This is a genomic window from Achromobacter sp. 1014246743, from assembly GCF_059760725.1.
This window is the reverse complement of sequence record NZ_JCBANA010000078.1, coordinates 1-15,845: the sequence shown is the minus strand read 5'-3', so window position 1 is coordinate 15,845 and position 15,845 is coordinate 1. Positions and strand designations below refer to the sequence as shown.

General features: G+C 67.7%; 15 protein-coding genes. 6 read left to right on the top strand and 9 right to left on the bottom strand.

All coding sequences use genetic code 11. From position 1 onward, the window contains the following. Position 1 precedes the first annotated feature (1 nt). The 3 genes from AC6LJ2_RS25440 to AC6LJ2_RS25430 are packed head-to-tail and all read left to right on the top strand — an operon-like array spanning position 2 to position 2,629. Positions 2-757, top strand: a complete 756-nt coding sequence (locus AC6LJ2_RS25440; protein ID WP_263910828.1) for an SDR family oxidoreductase — start codon at positions 2-4, stop codon at positions 755-757. A 9-nt stretch (positions 758-766) separates the two neighbouring features. Continuing rightward, positions 767-2,290 (top strand): lysine--tRNA ligase, encoded by a 1,524-nt coding sequence (lysS, locus tag AC6LJ2_RS25435; protein ID WP_263910830.1) that lies wholly within the window; start codon positions 767-769, stop codon positions 2,288-2,290. A 15-nt stretch (positions 2,291-2,305) separates the two neighbouring features. Continuing rightward, positions 2,306-2,629, top strand: coding sequence for a preprotein translocase subunit TatB (locus AC6LJ2_RS25430; RefSeq protein WP_263910831.1), 324 nt, complete (start codon positions 2,306-2,308; stop codon positions 2,627-2,629). 15 nt (positions 2,630-2,644) lie between these two features. Here AC6LJ2_RS25430 and pdxR read toward each other — a convergent pair whose 3' ends face one another. Beyond that, positions 2,645-4,144 carry a MocR-like pyridoxine biosynthesis transcription factor PdxR gene (gene pdxR / locus AC6LJ2_RS25425; RefSeq protein WP_498152443.1) on the bottom strand — a complete coding sequence of 500 codons (1,500 nt, stop codon included), beginning with the start codon at positions 4,142-4,144 and terminating at the stop codon, positions 2,645-2,647. A gap of 203 nt (positions 4,145-4,347) precedes the next feature. Between pdxR and AC6LJ2_RS25420 the strand changes: the two genes are divergently transcribed. Both AC6LJ2_RS25420 and AC6LJ2_RS25415 read left to right on the top strand, forming a co-directional pair. Continuing rightward, positions 4,348-5,598 carry a benzoate/H(+) symporter BenE family transporter gene (locus AC6LJ2_RS25420; RefSeq protein WP_445656782.1) on the top strand — a complete coding sequence of 417 codons (1,251 nt, stop codon included), beginning with the start codon at positions 4,348-4,350 and terminating at the stop codon, positions 5,596-5,598. Next, positions 5,598-6,419, top strand: a complete 822-nt coding sequence (locus AC6LJ2_RS25415) for a YggS family pyridoxal phosphate-dependent enzyme (protein ID WP_445656783.1) — start codon at positions 5,598-5,600, stop codon at positions 6,417-6,419. The genes AC6LJ2_RS25420 and AC6LJ2_RS25415 overlap by 1 nt, the downstream gene beginning before the upstream one ends. On the opposite strand, the gene AC6LJ2_RS25410 is transcribed toward AC6LJ2_RS25415, so the two are convergent. From AC6LJ2_RS25410 to AC6LJ2_RS25375, 8 genes are read right to left on the bottom strand one after another with little or no spacing between them, the layout of a single operon-like run. Next, on the bottom strand, positions 6,383-7,057 hold the full coding sequence (locus AC6LJ2_RS25410) for a TetR-type transcription factor C-terminal domain-containing protein (RefSeq protein WP_263910836.1): 675 nt from the start codon (positions 7,055-7,057) through the stop codon (positions 6,383-6,385). The genes AC6LJ2_RS25415 and AC6LJ2_RS25410 overlap by 37 nt on opposite strands. Then, positions 7,054-8,208, bottom strand: coding sequence for a thiolase family protein (locus AC6LJ2_RS25405; protein WP_498152442.1), 1,155 nt, complete (start codon positions 8,206-8,208; stop codon positions 7,054-7,056). Before AC6LJ2_RS25405 ends, AC6LJ2_RS25410 begins: the two co-directional genes overlap by 4 nt. Then, positions 8,205-10,058, bottom strand: a complete 1,854-nt coding sequence (locus tag AC6LJ2_RS25400) for an AMP-dependent synthetase/ligase (protein ID WP_498152441.1) — start codon at positions 10,056-10,058, stop codon at positions 8,205-8,207. The genes AC6LJ2_RS25405 and AC6LJ2_RS25400 overlap by 4 nt, the downstream gene beginning before the upstream one ends. Continuing rightward, positions 10,055-10,891 (bottom strand): ATP-binding cassette domain-containing protein, encoded by an 837-nt coding sequence (locus tag AC6LJ2_RS25395; protein ID WP_263910840.1) that lies wholly within the window; start codon positions 10,889-10,891, stop codon positions 10,055-10,057. Before AC6LJ2_RS25395 ends, AC6LJ2_RS25400 begins: the two co-directional genes overlap by 4 nt. Before the next feature lie 10 nt (positions 10,892-10,901). Then, a complete protein-coding gene (locus AC6LJ2_RS25390) occupies positions 10,902-12,083 on the bottom strand; it encodes an ABC transporter substrate-binding protein (protein WP_498152440.1) in 1,182 nt (393 codons plus the stop codon). 38 nt (positions 12,084-12,121) lie between these two features. Then, positions 12,122-13,159 (bottom strand): branched-chain amino acid ABC transporter permease, encoded by a 1,038-nt coding sequence (locus tag AC6LJ2_RS25385; protein ID WP_498152439.1) that lies wholly within the window; start codon positions 13,157-13,159, stop codon positions 12,122-12,124. Between the two features lie 3 nt (positions 13,160-13,162). Beyond that, on the bottom strand, positions 13,163-14,041 hold the full coding sequence (locus AC6LJ2_RS25380) for a branched-chain amino acid ABC transporter permease (RefSeq protein WP_263910844.1): 879 nt from the start codon (positions 14,039-14,041) through the stop codon (positions 13,163-13,165). Then, the gene (locus tag AC6LJ2_RS25375; RefSeq protein WP_445659188.1) at positions 14,041-14,838 is read right to left on the bottom strand and encodes an ABC transporter ATP-binding protein; all 798 of its coding nucleotides are present in this window, start codon (positions 14,836-14,838) and stop codon (positions 14,041-14,043) included. Before AC6LJ2_RS25375 ends, AC6LJ2_RS25380 begins: the two co-directional genes overlap by 1 nt. Positions 14,839-15,096: 258 nt before the next feature. Between AC6LJ2_RS25375 and AC6LJ2_RS25370 the strand changes: the two genes are divergently transcribed. Beyond that, a partial coding sequence (locus tag AC6LJ2_RS25370; RefSeq protein ID WP_498152438.1) for an enoyl-CoA hydratase/isomerase family protein occupies positions 15,097-15,845 on the top strand: 749 nt, incomplete at its 3' end.

The window sequence follows — 15,845 nt, the reverse complement described above, 5'->3', positions numbered from 1 at the left end:
AATGTCTGACACCATCGCAATTCTCACCGGCGCTTCGCGCGGCATCGGCGCCGCCATGGCGCGCGGCCTGGTCAAACCGGGCACGCGCCTCGTCACCCTGGCGCGCCGCGAAGATCCCGAGCTGGCCGCCTACGCCCGCTCGCAGGACGTGCAGCTCGAACAGCTGTCCGTGGACCTCTCCGACCTGGCCGCGGCCGAAGCCGCCGCCCAGCGCATCTGCGGCGCCCTGCCCCGCGACGCGCGCCGTTACCTGCTGATCAACAACGCCGGCACCGTGCACCCCGTGTCCGGCACCGATGCGCTGATCGACGGCCCGGCCATCGCCGCCGCCTTCAACCTGAACGTCACGGCCGTGATGCTGCTGACCGCACGCTTCCTGGCCGCCGTCGAAGACCTGCCGGCCGACCGCCGCGTGCTCAACATCTCGTCCGGCGCGGGCCGCAATCCCAACGCCGGCTGGGGCGTGTACTGCGCCACCAAGGCCGCGCTCGACATGTACTCGCGCGTGGTCAAGCAGGAACAGGGCGAAAGCGGCGCACGCATCGTTGCGCTGGCCCCCGGCATCGTCGACACCGACATGCAGGCCGCCATCCGCGCCAGCGACCCCGACGCCTTCCCGGCGCTGGCCAAGTTCCAGGACTTCCACGCCACCGGCAAGCTGTCTTCGCCCGCCAACGTGGCCTCCCGCATCCTCGCCTACCTGGACCGCGACGATTTCGGCACCACCGAAATCGACGACATCCGCAATTACGACTGATCCCCGACCATGACCGACCACACGACCGCTCCGGCACCCGCCCAGGATGAAAACCGCTTGATCGCCGAACGGCGCGCCAAGCTGGCCAAACTGCGCGAAACCGGGGTCGCGTATCCCAACGATTTCGTTCCCGACGCCCGCGCCGCCGCCCTGCACGACAAGTACGACGGCGAGGAACAGGAAGCCCTGGCCGCCGCCGCCGTCACCGTCAAGGTCGCCGGCCGCATGATGCTCAAGCGCGTCATGGGCAAGGCCAGCTTCGCCACCCTGCAAGACAGCACCGGCCGCATCCAGATCTACCTGGACCGCGGCACGCTGGGCGAAGACAACTACGCCGCGTTCAAGCAATGGGACATCGGCGACATCATCGCGATCGAAGGGTCGGTCTTCAAGACCAACAAGGGCGAACTGTCGGTGCACGCCGCCACGGCGCGCCTGTTGTCCAAGTCGCTGCGCCCGCTGCCGGACAAGTTCCACGGCGTTGCCGACCAGGAACTGCGCTACCGCCAGCGCTACGTCGACCTCATCATGACCGACGCCACGCGCCGCACCTTCGAAGCGCGCAGCAAGGCCGTGGGCAGCATCCGCCAGTTCATGCTCAACGCCGGCTTCCTCGAAGTCGAAACGCCGATGCTGCACCCGATCCCGGGCGGCGCGGCGGCCAAGCCGTTCGTCACGCACCACAACGCGCTGGACATGGAAATGTTCCTGCGCATCGCGCCCGAGCTCTACCTCAAGCGCCTCATCGTCGGCGGCTTCGAACGCGTGTTCGAAGTCAACCGCAACTTCCGCAACGAAGGCGTCAGCCCGCGCCACAATCCGGAATTCACGATGATGGAGTTCTACGCAGCCTTCGCGGACTACCGCTGGCTCATGGACTTCACCGAAGAACTGATCCGCCAGGCCGCCATCTCGGCCACCGGCAGCGCCGTCCTGACCTACCAGGAACGCGAGCTGGACCTCGGAAAGCCGTTCGACCGCCTGACCATCTGCGAAGCCATCCTCAAGTACGCGCCCGGCTACACCCAGGCGCAACTGGACGACCCGGTCTTCGTGCGCGCGGAATTGAAGAAGCTGGGCGCCGACGCCGATGGCCCGGTGCTGTCGCGCGCCGGCCTGGGCGCGCTGCAGCTGGCGCTGTTCGAGGAAACCGCAGAAGCCAAGCTCTGGAACCCCACCTACATCATCGACTACCCGGTCGAAGTCTCGCCGCTGGCGCGCGCGTCCGACTCGCGTGAAGGCATCACCGAGCGCTTCGAGCTGTTCATGACGGGCCGCGAGATCGCCAACGGCTTCTCCGAGCTGAACGACCCTGAAGACCAGGCCGAACGCTTCCGCTCGCAGGTCGAAGCCAAGGACGCCGGTGACGAAGAAGCGATGTACTACGACGCCGACTACATCCGCGCGCTGGAATACGGCATGCCCCCCACGGGCGGCTGCGGCATCGGCATCGACCGCCTGGTCATGCTGCTGACCGACAGCCCCAGCATCCGCGACGTCATCCTCTTCCCGCACCTGCGCCGTGAAGACTAAGCCGCGCGCCGCGTCATGATCTTCAAGATCCTGATGCTGGCCGCGGTCGTGGCCGCGCTGTTCTACATGGTGATGCAGCCACGGCGCGGCCGTGGCGGCTATGGCGCCGGCCCGGCGCCCGTGCGCCGCTCGCCGCTGTTCATTGCCCTGTGCCTGGCCGCCGCGCTGGGCCTGTCGGGCGCGCTGATCACCGCAGTGATCTGGATGGGCAGCGTCGCCGGAGGCGTCACCGGCGGCGGCTATCACGGCGAAGCCGACTTCCTGCTCACCATTGCCGGCGCCCTGCTGGCCATTGCCATCGCCTGCGGCGTCGGCGCCTTCTTCAAGCGCCGCGGCTGACGCGGGCTGGCCCGGCTACGTCCTGCGCAAGGCCACGGCCAGGCGCTTCATGGCCGTCTCGATATCGTGGGCGCTCAATGAGGCGTAGCCCAGCAGCCATCCCTGCTGTTGCACCGATCCCGCATACAGGCGGCTCAACCCCGGCAACACCACCCCGGCCGCGGCAGCCCGGCGGATCGTGTCCGCCTCGGACCAGCCCGGTTCCAGCAGGCACGGAATCTGCAACCCCCCTTCGGGTCGCACCGCCCGCACCACACCGTTCAAATGGCGCGCCACCGCATCCAGCATGGTCTCGCGCCGCGCCGCATACAGCTTGCGCATGGCCCGCACATGCGAGTTGTAGTGCCCGTCGGCCATGAAGCGCGCCAAGGTCAGTTGCAGCATCTGCGGCGTATGGCCATCGACGATGCTGCGCGCACGGCTGAAGGCGTCCACCAGTTCATCAGGCAACGCCATATAGCCCATTCGCAAGCCCGGAAACAGCGTCTTGCTGAACGTGCCCAGGTAGATCGTCCGGCCTTGCTTGTCCAGGCCCTGCACACAGGCAGTCGGCAGGCCGTCGTAGTGGAATTCGCTGTCGTAGTCGTCCTCGATGATCCACTTGCCCGTTTCGCCCGCCCAGCGCGTCAGCTCCAGCCGACGCGCCAGCGACAGCGTGGCGCCGGTGGGATATTGATGCGACGGCGTCACGTAGACGCAGGCGGCGCCGCTGCGGTCCGCGCGCAAGAGGTCGGTGCGGATGCCCTGCGCGTCCACGTCGATGGGGACGATGCGGGCCTCGGCGAATTCGAACGCCTTGCGCGCGCCGAAGTAGCCCGGGTTCTCCAGCAGGATCGGCTTGCCGGCATCGGCCAGCAGCTGCGCACACAGGAACAGCGCCTGGCGCGTGCTGCTCAACACCACGATCTGCCGCGCCGACACCTTGGCGCCGCGTTCCAGGTTCAGGTAGGTGGCAATCGCCTTGCGCAGCGGCTCGGCCCCCTGCGGATCGCCATGCAGCAGCACGTGGCCGCGATGGTCCTTGAGCACCTGGCGTTGCAGGCGCTCCCAGATCTGCGTCGGAAAAGTCCGCGTCTCGGGCAGGCCAGTGGCAAACGGCTGGATCGACTGCTGGTCACTGACGCCCCCGCTGTCGAAGATGGACCGGCCGCGCCGGCTCAAACCATCGCCTGGCATCGACAGCGGGACAGCCCCAGCCGGATGCCTGAGCCGCCGGCCGCCCGCCCCGCGCAGTTCCGCGCCGATGGTGGCGGACACGTAGCTGCCGGACCCCTTGCGCCGCGCAATGAAGCCGTCGCGGTGCAACTGCACGTAGGCATTCTCGACCGTGTCCCGCGCCACGCCCAGCGACTGGGCCAGCGTGCGGGATGCAGGCAGCTTCACCCCGGCGTCCAGTGCCCCGTCCAGGATCAATGCCCCCAGCGCACGCTGGATGCGCAGGTGCAGGTCCAGGCGCTGGAAATCCGCGTCGGCCATGCGGATCTTCAGGGTTTCCAGTTCGAATGCCTTGCTCATGCGGTCTGCCTCGATTCCACGGATTGAAGCGCCGCGGCAGGCCATTCTAGGGCGGCGGCTTGGGCGGCGGCAATGCCTCGCCCCAAAGAAGTGGTCTGGTCCCACTGAAAAAAGCATAGGGATCCAATAGTCCATTGCGGCGCTATAAAACGGGCTGACCCAACCCCTTCATGCCCTGCCCGGCCTTAGCGCCCCCTCACGCCATGTCCTCCCCTTCCCTCCGCCCCGCCCCGCCGCTGCGCGACCTGATCCATCCCGTCATTGCCGGCCTCATCTCGGTCATCGTCAACTACGGCGGCACCTTCATCCTGGTGTTCCAGGCTGCCAAGGCGGCCGGCCTGGACCCGGCGCACACCGCCTCGTGGGTCTGGTCCATATCCATCGGCGTGGGGGTCACGGGCATCCTGCTCAGCTGGGCCAGCCGCGAACCCATCATCACCGCCTGGTCCACGCCCGCCGCCGCCTTCCTGGTCACCGCCCTGGCCACCACGCCGTACGCCGAGGCCGTGGGCGCCTACCTGCTCTCGGCCGTCGCCTTCGTCGTGCTGGGCCTGTCGGGCTGCTTCGACAGACTCATCCGCCTGATTCCCCCCGGCGTCGCCGCGGGCCTCCTGGCCGGCATCCTGCTGCCGTTCGGCATCGGCGCCTTTGGCGGCATCAGCCTGGACCCCTTGCTGACGGGCTGGCTGATCCTGGCCTACGTCGTGCTCAAGCGCTTCACGGCCCGCTACGCCGTGGTCGGCATCCTGGTGTCGGGCCTGGCGCTGCTGCTGTTGCAGAACCGGGTCGATCTCTCCGCCCTGACGCTCACGCTGGCCGCCCCCGTGTACACGGCACCCGCGTTCTCGCTCAATGCCGCACTCAGCGTAGCACTGCCGCTGTTCCTGATCACGCTGACCGGCCAGTACATGCCCGGCATGCTGGTGCTGCGCAACGACGGCTTCAAGACCAGCGCCAACCCCATCGTCACGGTCACGGGGCTCGGGTCGCTGCTGATGGCGCCCTTTGGCTCGCACGCCTTCAACCTGGCCGCGATCACCGCGGCCATCTGCACCGGCCGCGAATCCCACGAAGACCCATCCCGCCGCTGGATCGCCGGCATCGCGGCAGGTATCTTCTACATCGCCGTCGGCGTGTTCGGGGTGACCCTGGCGGCCGTCTTCATGGCACTGCCCGCCACCTTCATCACCACGCTGGCCGGCCTGGCGTTGCTGGGCACCATCGGCGCCAGCCTGGCAGGCGCCCTGGCCGATGCGAAAACCCGCGAAGCCGCGTTGATCACCTTCCTGGCAGCCGCCGCCAACATCAAGCTGTTCGGCATCGGCGGCGCCTTCTGGGGCCTGGTGATCGGCCTGGCGGCCCACGCGCTGCTCCATGGCCGTCTGCCTGGACGCCCCCGCTATGCCGGCGCAGCGCTCGGCGCCCCCGCGACAGCCAAGGGCAGGGTGAAGTAATGCAACCCGACCGGCTCCCCCGCGACGACACCCGGACCCGCCACGACCAGCATGGCCGCTACCCCCAGGCCCTGACCGTCGAAGACTTCCAGCGCAACCTTGCCGCCGTGCACGCGCGCATCCAGGCCGCCTGCGCGCGCGCCGGCCGCCACCCGCGCGAAGTCCGGCTATTGCCCGTCAGCAAGACCAAGGACGAGTCCCGCATCCGGCTGGCCTATGCCGCAGGCTGCCGGCTGCTGGGTGAAAACAAGGTGCAGGAAGCGCTGCGCAAATGGGAAGGCACGACCGACCTGACCGACCTGCGCTGGTCCGTCATCGGCCACCTGCAGACCAACAAGGCCAAGCTGGTCGCCCGTTACGCCAGCGAATTCCAGGCCCTGGACAGCCTGCGCGTCGCCGAGGCACTGGACCGCCGCCTGCAGGCCGAAGGCCGCTCGCTGGACGTCTTCGTGCAGGTCAACACGTCCGGCGAATCCAGCAAGTACGGCCTGCCGCCCGAAGCGGCCGCTGCCTTCGTCCGCGCCATGCCGACGTACACCGCGCTGCGCGTGCGCGGCCTGATGACGCTGGCGCTGTTCTCCAGCGAAGCGGTGCGGGTGCGCCAGTGCTTCGTGCTGCTGCGCGGCCTGCGCGAGCAATTGCGCCAGGATGCGCCCGCCGGCATCGCGCTGGACGAGCTGTCCATGGGCATGTCCGGCGACTTCGAAATCGCCATCGAAGAAGGCGCCACCGTCGTACGCGTGGGCCAGGCCATCTTCGGCGCCCGCGCCTTGCCGGACAGCCACTATTGGCCCGCCGGCGAATCGCCGAACCGCCCCTGACCCAGGGGCCAGCGGCCAGCGCCCGGCGGCAAGCCTGGCAGGCTGGCCAACAGCATTTCGTCGATGAATGCGGCCGGCGCCAGCCGGCCGTCCGGCTTGTACCACTGCACCGTCAGGTTCATCGCGCCCAGCACGCAACGCTTGATCACCCGGGCGTCGCCCCGCAGCAGGCCGGCCGCGACCGCCGCCGCCACCACCTGCTGCCACATCGCCTCGTAGCGGTCGCTCAGCACCTTGACACTGGCCTGGCTGGGCGCCGACAGGCTGCGCCATTCGTACACCAGCGCATTCATCGCGTCGCCGCCGGCGCCGTGCAGCATGCTCCACATGTGCACCCGGAACAGCGCCGCCAGGCGGTCGGCCGGCGCCTGGTAGTGATCCAGCGCCTGGCGGCCGCCATCGAGCACTTCCTGGATGCCGTGATTCATCACCGCCACCAGGATTTCCTCCTTGCTGCGGAAATGGTGGAACAGACTGCCCGATTGCAGGCCCACCGCCCGCGCCAGTTCGCGCACCGTGGTGCGTTCGTAGCCATGCTGGCGAAACAGGCGTCCCGCGGTCAGGATCACCGCATCGCGGCGCAGCGACTCCGCCCCGTCCTCGTGGCTGGCCGGTATCTCCCTGGCAGGCCGGTTCATAAGCGTTCGATTACCGTCGCCGTCGCCATGCCATGGCCGATGCACATGACCTGCAGGCCGAACTGACCGTCCGTGGCACGCAGGCCCGCCAACATCTTGGCCATCAGCCCCGCCCCCGTCGCGCCCAGCGGATGGCCGTGGGCGATGGCGCCGCCCCACGGGTTCACGCGCGCCGGGTCCGCGCCCAAGGTGCGCTGCCAGGCCAGCACCACGCTGGCAAAGGCCTCGTTGATCTCGATCCAGTCCATGTCCTGCAAACGCAGGCCCGCTCGGGCCAGCGCCTGTTCGGTGGCGGGAATCACGCCGGTCAGTTGCAGCACCGGGTCCGACCCCACCGCCACGCGGGCGCGAAAGCGAGCCTGGGGTCGCAACCCGTCGGCCAACGCGGCCTGCCGGTCCGCCAGCAGCACCGCCGCCGCGCCATCTGCCAGCTGGCTGGCCTGGGCCGCGGTCACGTTGCCCTGGCCCGGCGGGCGCAAGGCCGGCGCCAGCGCCGCCATCTTGGCCGGGTCCGCCCGTTCGCGAATGCCTTCGTCGCGCAGCGGCAGCCCCGCCGGCCCCGCCAGCAGTTCGCTGTGCCGGCCTGCCGAGGCCGCCGCCCAGGCGCGGGCGTGGCTCTGCACGGACCAAGCATCCATCTCGGCGCGCGTCAGTCCCCATTGTTCGGCGATGCGTTCCGCGCTTTCGATCTGATGCACCAGCGGATAGCGCCGCAACAAGCCCGGGTTCAGCGAATCGAACCCGCGAAACTCGCCCTGTCCCAGGGTCACGTCCAGGAACATCGGCACGCGGCTCAGGCTTTCCACCCCGCCCGCAACGACATAACGCATGTCGCCCGCGGCAATGGCCTGCGCCCCCATGTGCACCGCCTGCTGGCTGGATCCGCACATGCGGTTCAGCGACAGGCCCGGCACCGTCTCGGGCAAGCCCGCCAGCAGCGCCGCCAGGCGGCCGATATTGGCGCCTTGCTCGCCCGCCTGGCTGACGCATCCGGCCAGCACGTCCTCGACCCGCCCGGGCGGCAGGCCGGCCCGCGCCAGCAAACCCTGGATGGCATCGGCCAGCAAGTCATCAGGCCGCCTGTCGGCCCAGCGGCCGCCGCGCCGCCCGAAGGGCGTGCGCACGGCCTCCACAATCACTGTTTCGTTCATGCCGCTGCCTCCTCGGCGTACAGCCGTTCGATCTCGTCCGCATAGCTGCGGTAGATACTGGCGCGCCGCACCTTCATGGTCGCGGTCACCTCGCCGTCATCGTGGTCCAGTTCCTTGGTCAAGAGATGAAAGCGCTTGATCTGCGCCACGGGCGCCAGCCCGGCATTGGCGCGCGCCACCTCGCCCGCCACCAGTTCGCGCACCTCCGCGCATTCGGCCAGCGAGCGAAAATGCGTAAAGGCGATACGCCGCGATTCCGCCCATTTGCCCACCGTGTCGAATTCCAGCTGGATCAACGCTGCGACAAAGCGGCGGCCGTCGGCGACGATCACGCACTCCTTCACATAGGGGCTGCTCTTGACCGCATTCTCGATTTCCGATGGCGTCAGGTTCTTACCGCCCGCCGTGATCATGATGTCTTTCAGGCGATCGACGATGCGCAGGCGTCCGTCCTGCACCGCGGCCACGTCGCCCGTGTGCAGCCAGCCGTCCCGCACGGTATCGGCGGTGGCCGCGTCGTTCTTGTAGTAGCCGGCAAACACCATCTCGCCGCGCACTTGCAACTCATCTGCCTCCCCCAGCCGCCATTCGACGCCCAGAATGGCCTCGCCCACCGTACCCACTTTGACGCGGTCCGGATGCTGGCCGAAGATCATGCCCGCCGATTCGGTCAGGCCGTACACCTCCACCAACGGCACGCCGATCGTGCGGAAGTAGCGCACCACGTCGGGCGCGATGGGGGCCGCGCCCGTCATCGCCACCCTGACCCGCCGCAAGCCGATGAAATTCTGCAAGGCCCGCAGCACCAGGCCGTACCACAGCGCATAGGTCAACCTTTCGCCCAAGCTGCGTTGCCGCGCCGATTTTTCCAGGAACGGCGAGCAGGCCGCCAGCGCCCGCCGGTACAGCCATTGCTGCAAGCGGCCGGCTTCCTGCATCTTGATCGAGATCGACGCGTGCAGCTTTTCCCAGATGCGCGGCACGCCCAGGAACACGGAGGGCGCCACCTCGCGCAAGTCCTCCTGCACCGTGCGGATCGACTCACCGAAATTCACCTGCGCCCCCAGATAGATCGGCACGAAGGTCGACAGCATCTGTTCGGCCACGTGGCACAGCGGCAGGTACGACAGGTGCACGCTGGCGGCATCCATCGACAGGCGGTCGGCGATGCCAGGCGCCACGCCCCGCATGTTGCGGTAGCTCAGCATCGCGCCCTTGGGCTTGCCGGTGGAACCCGACGTGTAGATCATCAGCCCCAGGTCATCCAGCTGCTGCGTGTCCAGCCATGCATTCAGCGCCTCCAGCCCGTCGGCCTCGCGCCGCTGGCCTTCCGCTTCCAGTTCGGCGAAGGCAACGATGCGCGCGCGTTCGGCGGGCGGATACGAGCGCAGCCCCTTGGTTTCCATCACCACGATGCGGCGCAAGAGCGGCAGCCGGTGCGCCACCTGCAACACCTTGTCGGTCTGCTCCTGGTCTTCGCACACCACCAGTTCGACATCGGCATGTTCCAGCACGTAGCCCATTTCCTCGGCCGGGCTGGTCGCGTACACCCCCACCGCCACGCCGCCCACCGCGCCCGCGCCCAGCTGCACCAGCAGCCATTCCAGGCGGTTGTCGGACACGATAGCCACCCGGCCGCCGCGAGACAGGCCTTCGGCCTGCAGGCCCAGCCCCACGCGGCAGGCGCGCTGCCAGTACTGCGCCCACGACACCGGCTGCCAGATCCCGAAATCCTTCTGCCGCACGGCAATGCCGGCGGGCTGGCGGCGCGCCTGTTCGCGCAGCATCTGCGGCAGGGTCAACGCCGGCCAGAGCCCGTCCGCCGGCCGCGAAGGTCCGGGCGCCATCATGACAGCCAGCGCTTGCGGCGCTTGTAGTGCTTGATATCGCGAAAGCCGCGGGCCTCGCCCGAGCCGCCCACGCCCAGATAGAACTCGCGCACGTCCGGGTCGGCCGCCAGCTTGTCGGCCGTGCCGTCGATCACCACCTTGCCTGTTTCCATGATGTAGCCATAATGGGCCACCGCCAGCGCCACCGACGCGTTCTGCTCGACCAGCAGCATCGACACCCCCTGTTCGCGATTGATGCGGGCAATGATCGAAAAAATGGTCTCCACCAGCATCGGCGACAAGCCCAGCGACGGCTCGTCCAGCAGCATCAGCTTGGGCTGGGCGATCAGCGCGCGGCCGATCGCCAGCATCTGCTGCTCGCCGCCCGACAGATAGCCCGCCAGGCCGCGACGCCGCTCGTGCAAGCGCGGAAAATAGCCATACACCAGATCGAAATCCACCTTGGCGCCGGGCCGGCCGGTCAGCGCGTAGGTCGCGGCCACCAGGTTCTCTTCCACCGTCAGGTCCTCGAACACGCGGCGCCCTTCCATCACATGCGCCAGCCCCGCGCGTACCAGGTTCTGCGGCCGCGTGCCCGCCGTGTCGCCGCCGTCGAACGCGATGCGGCCGCGCACCAGTTCGCCGTCCTCCAGGTCCAACAGGCGCGACACGGCCTTCAGCGTGGTCGACTTGCCCGCGCCGTTGCTGCCCAGGAGCGCCACGATGGCGCCGGTCGGCACCGACAGCGACAGGCCGCGCAGCACCTGCACCGCCTTGTTGTAGACGACCTCGATATTGTTGATGTCCAGCACCGCCGCGGGCGGCGCTGGCGTCTGTGCGACGATGCCAGGCATCACGGCCGCCTCACTGCAGCACGATCCAGTCCGACGCCGGCACCATCTGCTTCTGCTTGGTGTCCGCGCGGTAGATCCGCCCCACGGGAATGGAATTTCCCTTGATCGAGATCGGCACGCCGATCAGGCCGCCGGTGTCGAAATCCTTGATGCCCTCCAGCGCCGCCTTCATGTTGGCGCTGGTCAGTTCCTTGCCCGCGTCCAGCGTGCGCTTGGCCACTTCGGTGAACAGCATCGCGGCCAGGAAGCCCTGCATGTAGCCCGTGCTCTGGTATTGCGGCCGCATCTCGCGGATCTTCTTGAGCATCGGTGCGTCCGCCGCGTTGTCATAGTAGTAACGGTAAGGCATCACGCCCATGAAGCCTTCGGCGTCTTCGCCCATCTGCATGACGGTGGAGTTGTCCATCGTCCAGAACGTGCCCATGTAGCGCGTCTTCAGGCCCATACGCTTGCCCTGCCCGACGAATTCCGGAATCGGCGCCAGCACGTAGCCGTGGAAAATGGTGAAGTCCGGGTCCGCGCGGCGCAGCTTGATCACCTCGGTCGACACGTCCACGCTGCCGGGCGGCGTCATGATCTCGGTGGCCACCGTCAGCCCCAGCTTCTGCGCCACGGCGCGCGAACTCGCAATCGGGTCGCGGCCGAACTCGGTGTCCGAATACACGAACGCCACCTTGGCCCCGGGCTTTTCCTTGGAGATATAACGCAGCAGAATGCCGAACATCTCGGTGTAGTCCGGCCCCAGCATGAACTGCGCCGGATACTTGGCCGGGTCGTTCAGTTCGGTGGCGAACGAGGCGCCCGTCATCAGGATGCTGCCCGTGCGGTTCAGCTCGGCGTTGATGGTCTTGGAAAACCCGGTCGAATCGCCGTAGTAGAAATTCACCTTGTTCTGGCTGGTGATCTTCTTGAAGGCCGCCACCGACGCATCCACCTTGTAGGCCGTGTCCTCCGGCACGTAACGCACCTTGCGCCCCTTCACCCCGCCTTGTTCGTTGATGATCTTCACGTAGTCGGTGATGCCGGCATGGATGCCCTGCCCGGCAAACGCAAACACCCCGCTCAGCGGGATCGAACCGCCCAGCACCAGGTCTTCTTCGGCGTGGGCCGCGGGCGCGGCCGCCAGGGCCAGCGCCACGCCCAAGGGCGCCAGCCACTTCGATAAACCGCTGCCTATCCGGATGCGCTTCATGATCTTGTCTCCTGGTTCTCTGGGTGCGCGGCCGCCGTCTACGTGCGGAATGGCCACAGGTGGAAGTAACGGCGCACGCGGCGCCAGATTTCCGCGAGCCCGTGCGGCTCGAAGATCAGAAAGCCCACGATCAGCAGGCCGAACACAATCGTGCGCACTGGCGAAATCAGGCTCAGGGCGTCGCCCCCGACCGGCAGCCAGCCCACGATCAGCTTGAGCAATTCAGGCACCATCGTCATGAACACCGCGCCCAGGATGGACCCCAGGATCGAGCCCATGCCGCCCACGATGATGGCGGCCAGAAAGAAGATCGACATGATCAGCGGAAAGCTCTCCGGCGTGACCACGCGAAAGAAATACGCCCACAACCCGCCCGCCACGCCGGCATAGAACGACGACAGGGCGAACGACAGCAGCTTGTAGCGCAGCAGGTGGATGCCCAGTACTTCGGCCGAGATATCGCGGTCGCGGATCGCGATGAACGCGCGGCCGATGCGCGTGCGAAACAGATTGGCCGCGCCCAGCACCATCAGCAAGGTCAGCGGCACGATCAGCCAATAGATCCTGAACGACGTGTCCAGATCCATGCCCAGGATGCGGGCGGGCGGCACCTGCAACCCACCGGTGCCGCCGGTGAACTGCCAATTGGCGAAGACGAAATGCGCGATGAACGAGGCCGCGATGGTCGATATGGCCAGGTACAGGCCCTTGACCCGCAGCGACGGAATGCCGACCAGCAGCCCGCCCAGCATCGCCACCACGCCCCCGCCCAGCAGGTTGACCAGCACCGGCGTGCCCAGGCGCAGTTCCATCACCGCCACCGTGTAGGCGCCCAGTCCCATGAAGGCCGCCTGCCCCAGGCTCACCAGGCCCGTGTAGCCCGTCAGGATGTTCAGGCCCGTCGCGCTGGCCACATTGATGGCCACCAGGCAGGCCAGGTACAGCCAATAGGCGTCCGCCACGAACGGGAACAACACCAGGGACGCCGCCAGCAGCGCCAGCCACAGCCGCTGCGTGCGGGTATCGAAAAGGGCCTGGTCAGCCAGGTAGGTCTCTTTCGCGGTCGCGATGCGCATCGGCTACAGCCTCTCGATCTCGCGGGTGCCGAACAGCCCGTAAGGCCGCAGCATCAGCACCACCACCAGCACCACGAAGGTCGCCAGCAATTTGTATTCGCCGCCCAGATAGGCGCCGGCCCAGGCCTCCAGCAAACCGATGAAAATCCCGCCCACCAGCGCGCCCGCCACGCTGTCCAGGCCCCCCACGATCACCACCACCAGCACCGACAGGCCAAACACCCCCATCGACGACGAAATGCCGCCGATCGCGCCAACGATCACCCCCGACACCGCGGCAATCGCGCCCGCCGCCGCCCACGACAGCGAAAACACCCGCGGCACATTGATACCCATCGCGTAGGCCGCGCCCTGGTCCGATGCCGTGGCGCGCAGGGCTACCCCGCCGCGCCAATAGCGAAACACGGCCAGCACCAGCAACACCAGCGCCACCGCCACCCAGAAGCCGTAGAACACCTTGGGCGCCACGAAGGCCTCGCCCACCATCACCGGTGCGCGCGGCATGAATTCCGGCAGCCGGCGCTGGTCCGCCGTCCAGATCAGTTCCACCACGCCCACCAGGATCGACGCCAGCCCGACCGTGATCATGAACACCGAAATCGGCGATTCGCCCAGCATCGGCCGGATCGTCAAACGCTCGACCAATGCGCCCAGCGCCGCCGACACGGCCACCGCCCCGGCGATCGCCAGCCAGACCGGCCAAGCCATGCCGGCAGCGAAGGCGTAGAACACATAGGCGCCCAGCATCAGGAATTCACCGATGGCGATGTTGACCACCCGCGTGGCCTTGTAGACGATCACGAACGCCAGCGCCGCCAGTGCGTACAACCCGCCGCTGCCCAGGCCTGCCAGCGACACTTCCAGGAAGAACAGCCCGTCCATCAGGCCGCCTCGCGCAAACGGCGCCGCAGGTCGCCCACGTCACCGGCGCCCAGATAGGCTTTGATGACCTCGGGGTTGGCCTGCACTGCGGCCGGTGCCCCGTCGGCAATCACCTGGCCGAAGTTCAGCACCACCACGTGGTCCGACAGGTCCATCACCATGCCCATGTCGTGCTCCACCATCAGCACCGTCACGCCCCATTCGGCGCGCGCATCCAGGATGAAGCGCGCCATGTCGTCGGTTTCCTCGCGATTCATGCCGGCCACCGGCTCGTCCAGCATCAGCACCTTCGGGTTCATCGCCAGCGCGCGCGCCAGTTCCACGCGCTTTTGCAGCCCGTACGACAGCGCCGCCACCGGCGCGTGGCGAATGTGGTCGATCTCCAGGAAATCGATGATGCGTTCTTCGATGTCGGCGCGCAGCGCCATTTCCTCGCGGCGGGCGCGGCCCAGGTACAGCAGCGCGTCCAGCACCGTGCTGCGCAGGTGCGCGTGGCGCCCCAGCTTGATGTTGTCCAGCACCGTCATGCCGCGAAACAGCGCGATGTTCTGGAAGCTGCGTGCCAGCCCCATCTTCGCCCGCTCGGGCGCGGCGACGCGCGTGATGTCGCGGCCCAGGAAACGGATCGTGCCCGCGGCCGGCCGGTAGAACCCGGAAATGGTGTTGAACAGCGAAGTCTTGCCCGCGCCATTGGGGCCGATGACCGTGGTGATGGATCCCGGCGCCACGCGAAAGCCCACGCCGCTGAGCGCCTTGACCCCGCCGAACGCCAACGTGACCCCATCCACCTCCAGCAAGGGAGGGCTCTCGGATTGATCCACCTTTGTCTCCTCGCTGTGTCGCGAAGCTGTTTTTCTAATGGCGGTGAATCAGCGTAGCCCCGAGGCAGGCGATGCAGCGAACCTGTCTTTACCTACGCTGGTACAGCGCCGGAAAATCGTTCTATGCGTTACGCTTGCCGTGCGGATCGTCAACCAAGCAAGCGCTCGGTTCCGACCATAGCATCGCGGTTTTTGGATCGAAAGTTGGTATTTACCCGATAACGGAGACAGGCCATGACCCCTTCCCTTCCAATCTTTCCAACGCTGCTTCTGGAGACCGGCGACGGCATCGCCACCCTCACCCTGAACCAGCCCGCGGCGCTCAACGCCATCAGCGTGGCCATGGCGCAAGACCTGTCCCGCGCCGCCCAATGGCTCGACACGCAGGGCGACATCCGGGTGGTGCTGTTGCGCGGCGCCGGCAAGGCCTTCTGCGCCGGCGGCGACATCGCGATGTTCGAAGGCGGCGCCGATGCCGTGCGCGGCAAGCTGCTCGACCTGTTCACGCCGCTCAACGATTTCCTGTCCCGCATCGCCCGCATGGACAAGATCTGGCTCGCCCAGGTGCACGGCGTGGCCGCGGGCGCCGGCCTGTCGCTCGTGTTGGCCTGCGACCTGGCCATCGCCGATGCCGACGCGCGCTTCATGACCGCCTATCTCAAGCTGGGCGCCACGCCCGACGCCGGCATGACGCATGGCCTCATGCGCGTCGTCGGCCCCAAGCGTGCGCTCGACCTGCTGCTGCGCCACGATGCCTTCACCGCTGCCGACGCGCTGGCCTGGGGCATCATCACCCGCAGCGCCTGCGCCGGCCAGCTGGAGCCGCAGGCGCGGGCCTACGCCCAGGCCATCGCCAGCCATGCGCCGCACGGCATCGCCGGCGCCAAGCGCTTGCTGCGCAGCGCCGCGCAAGCCTCGCTGGAAACACAATTGGCCGAAGAAACCGCCACCTTCCTGGCATCGGCCCGACGCGACGATTTCGC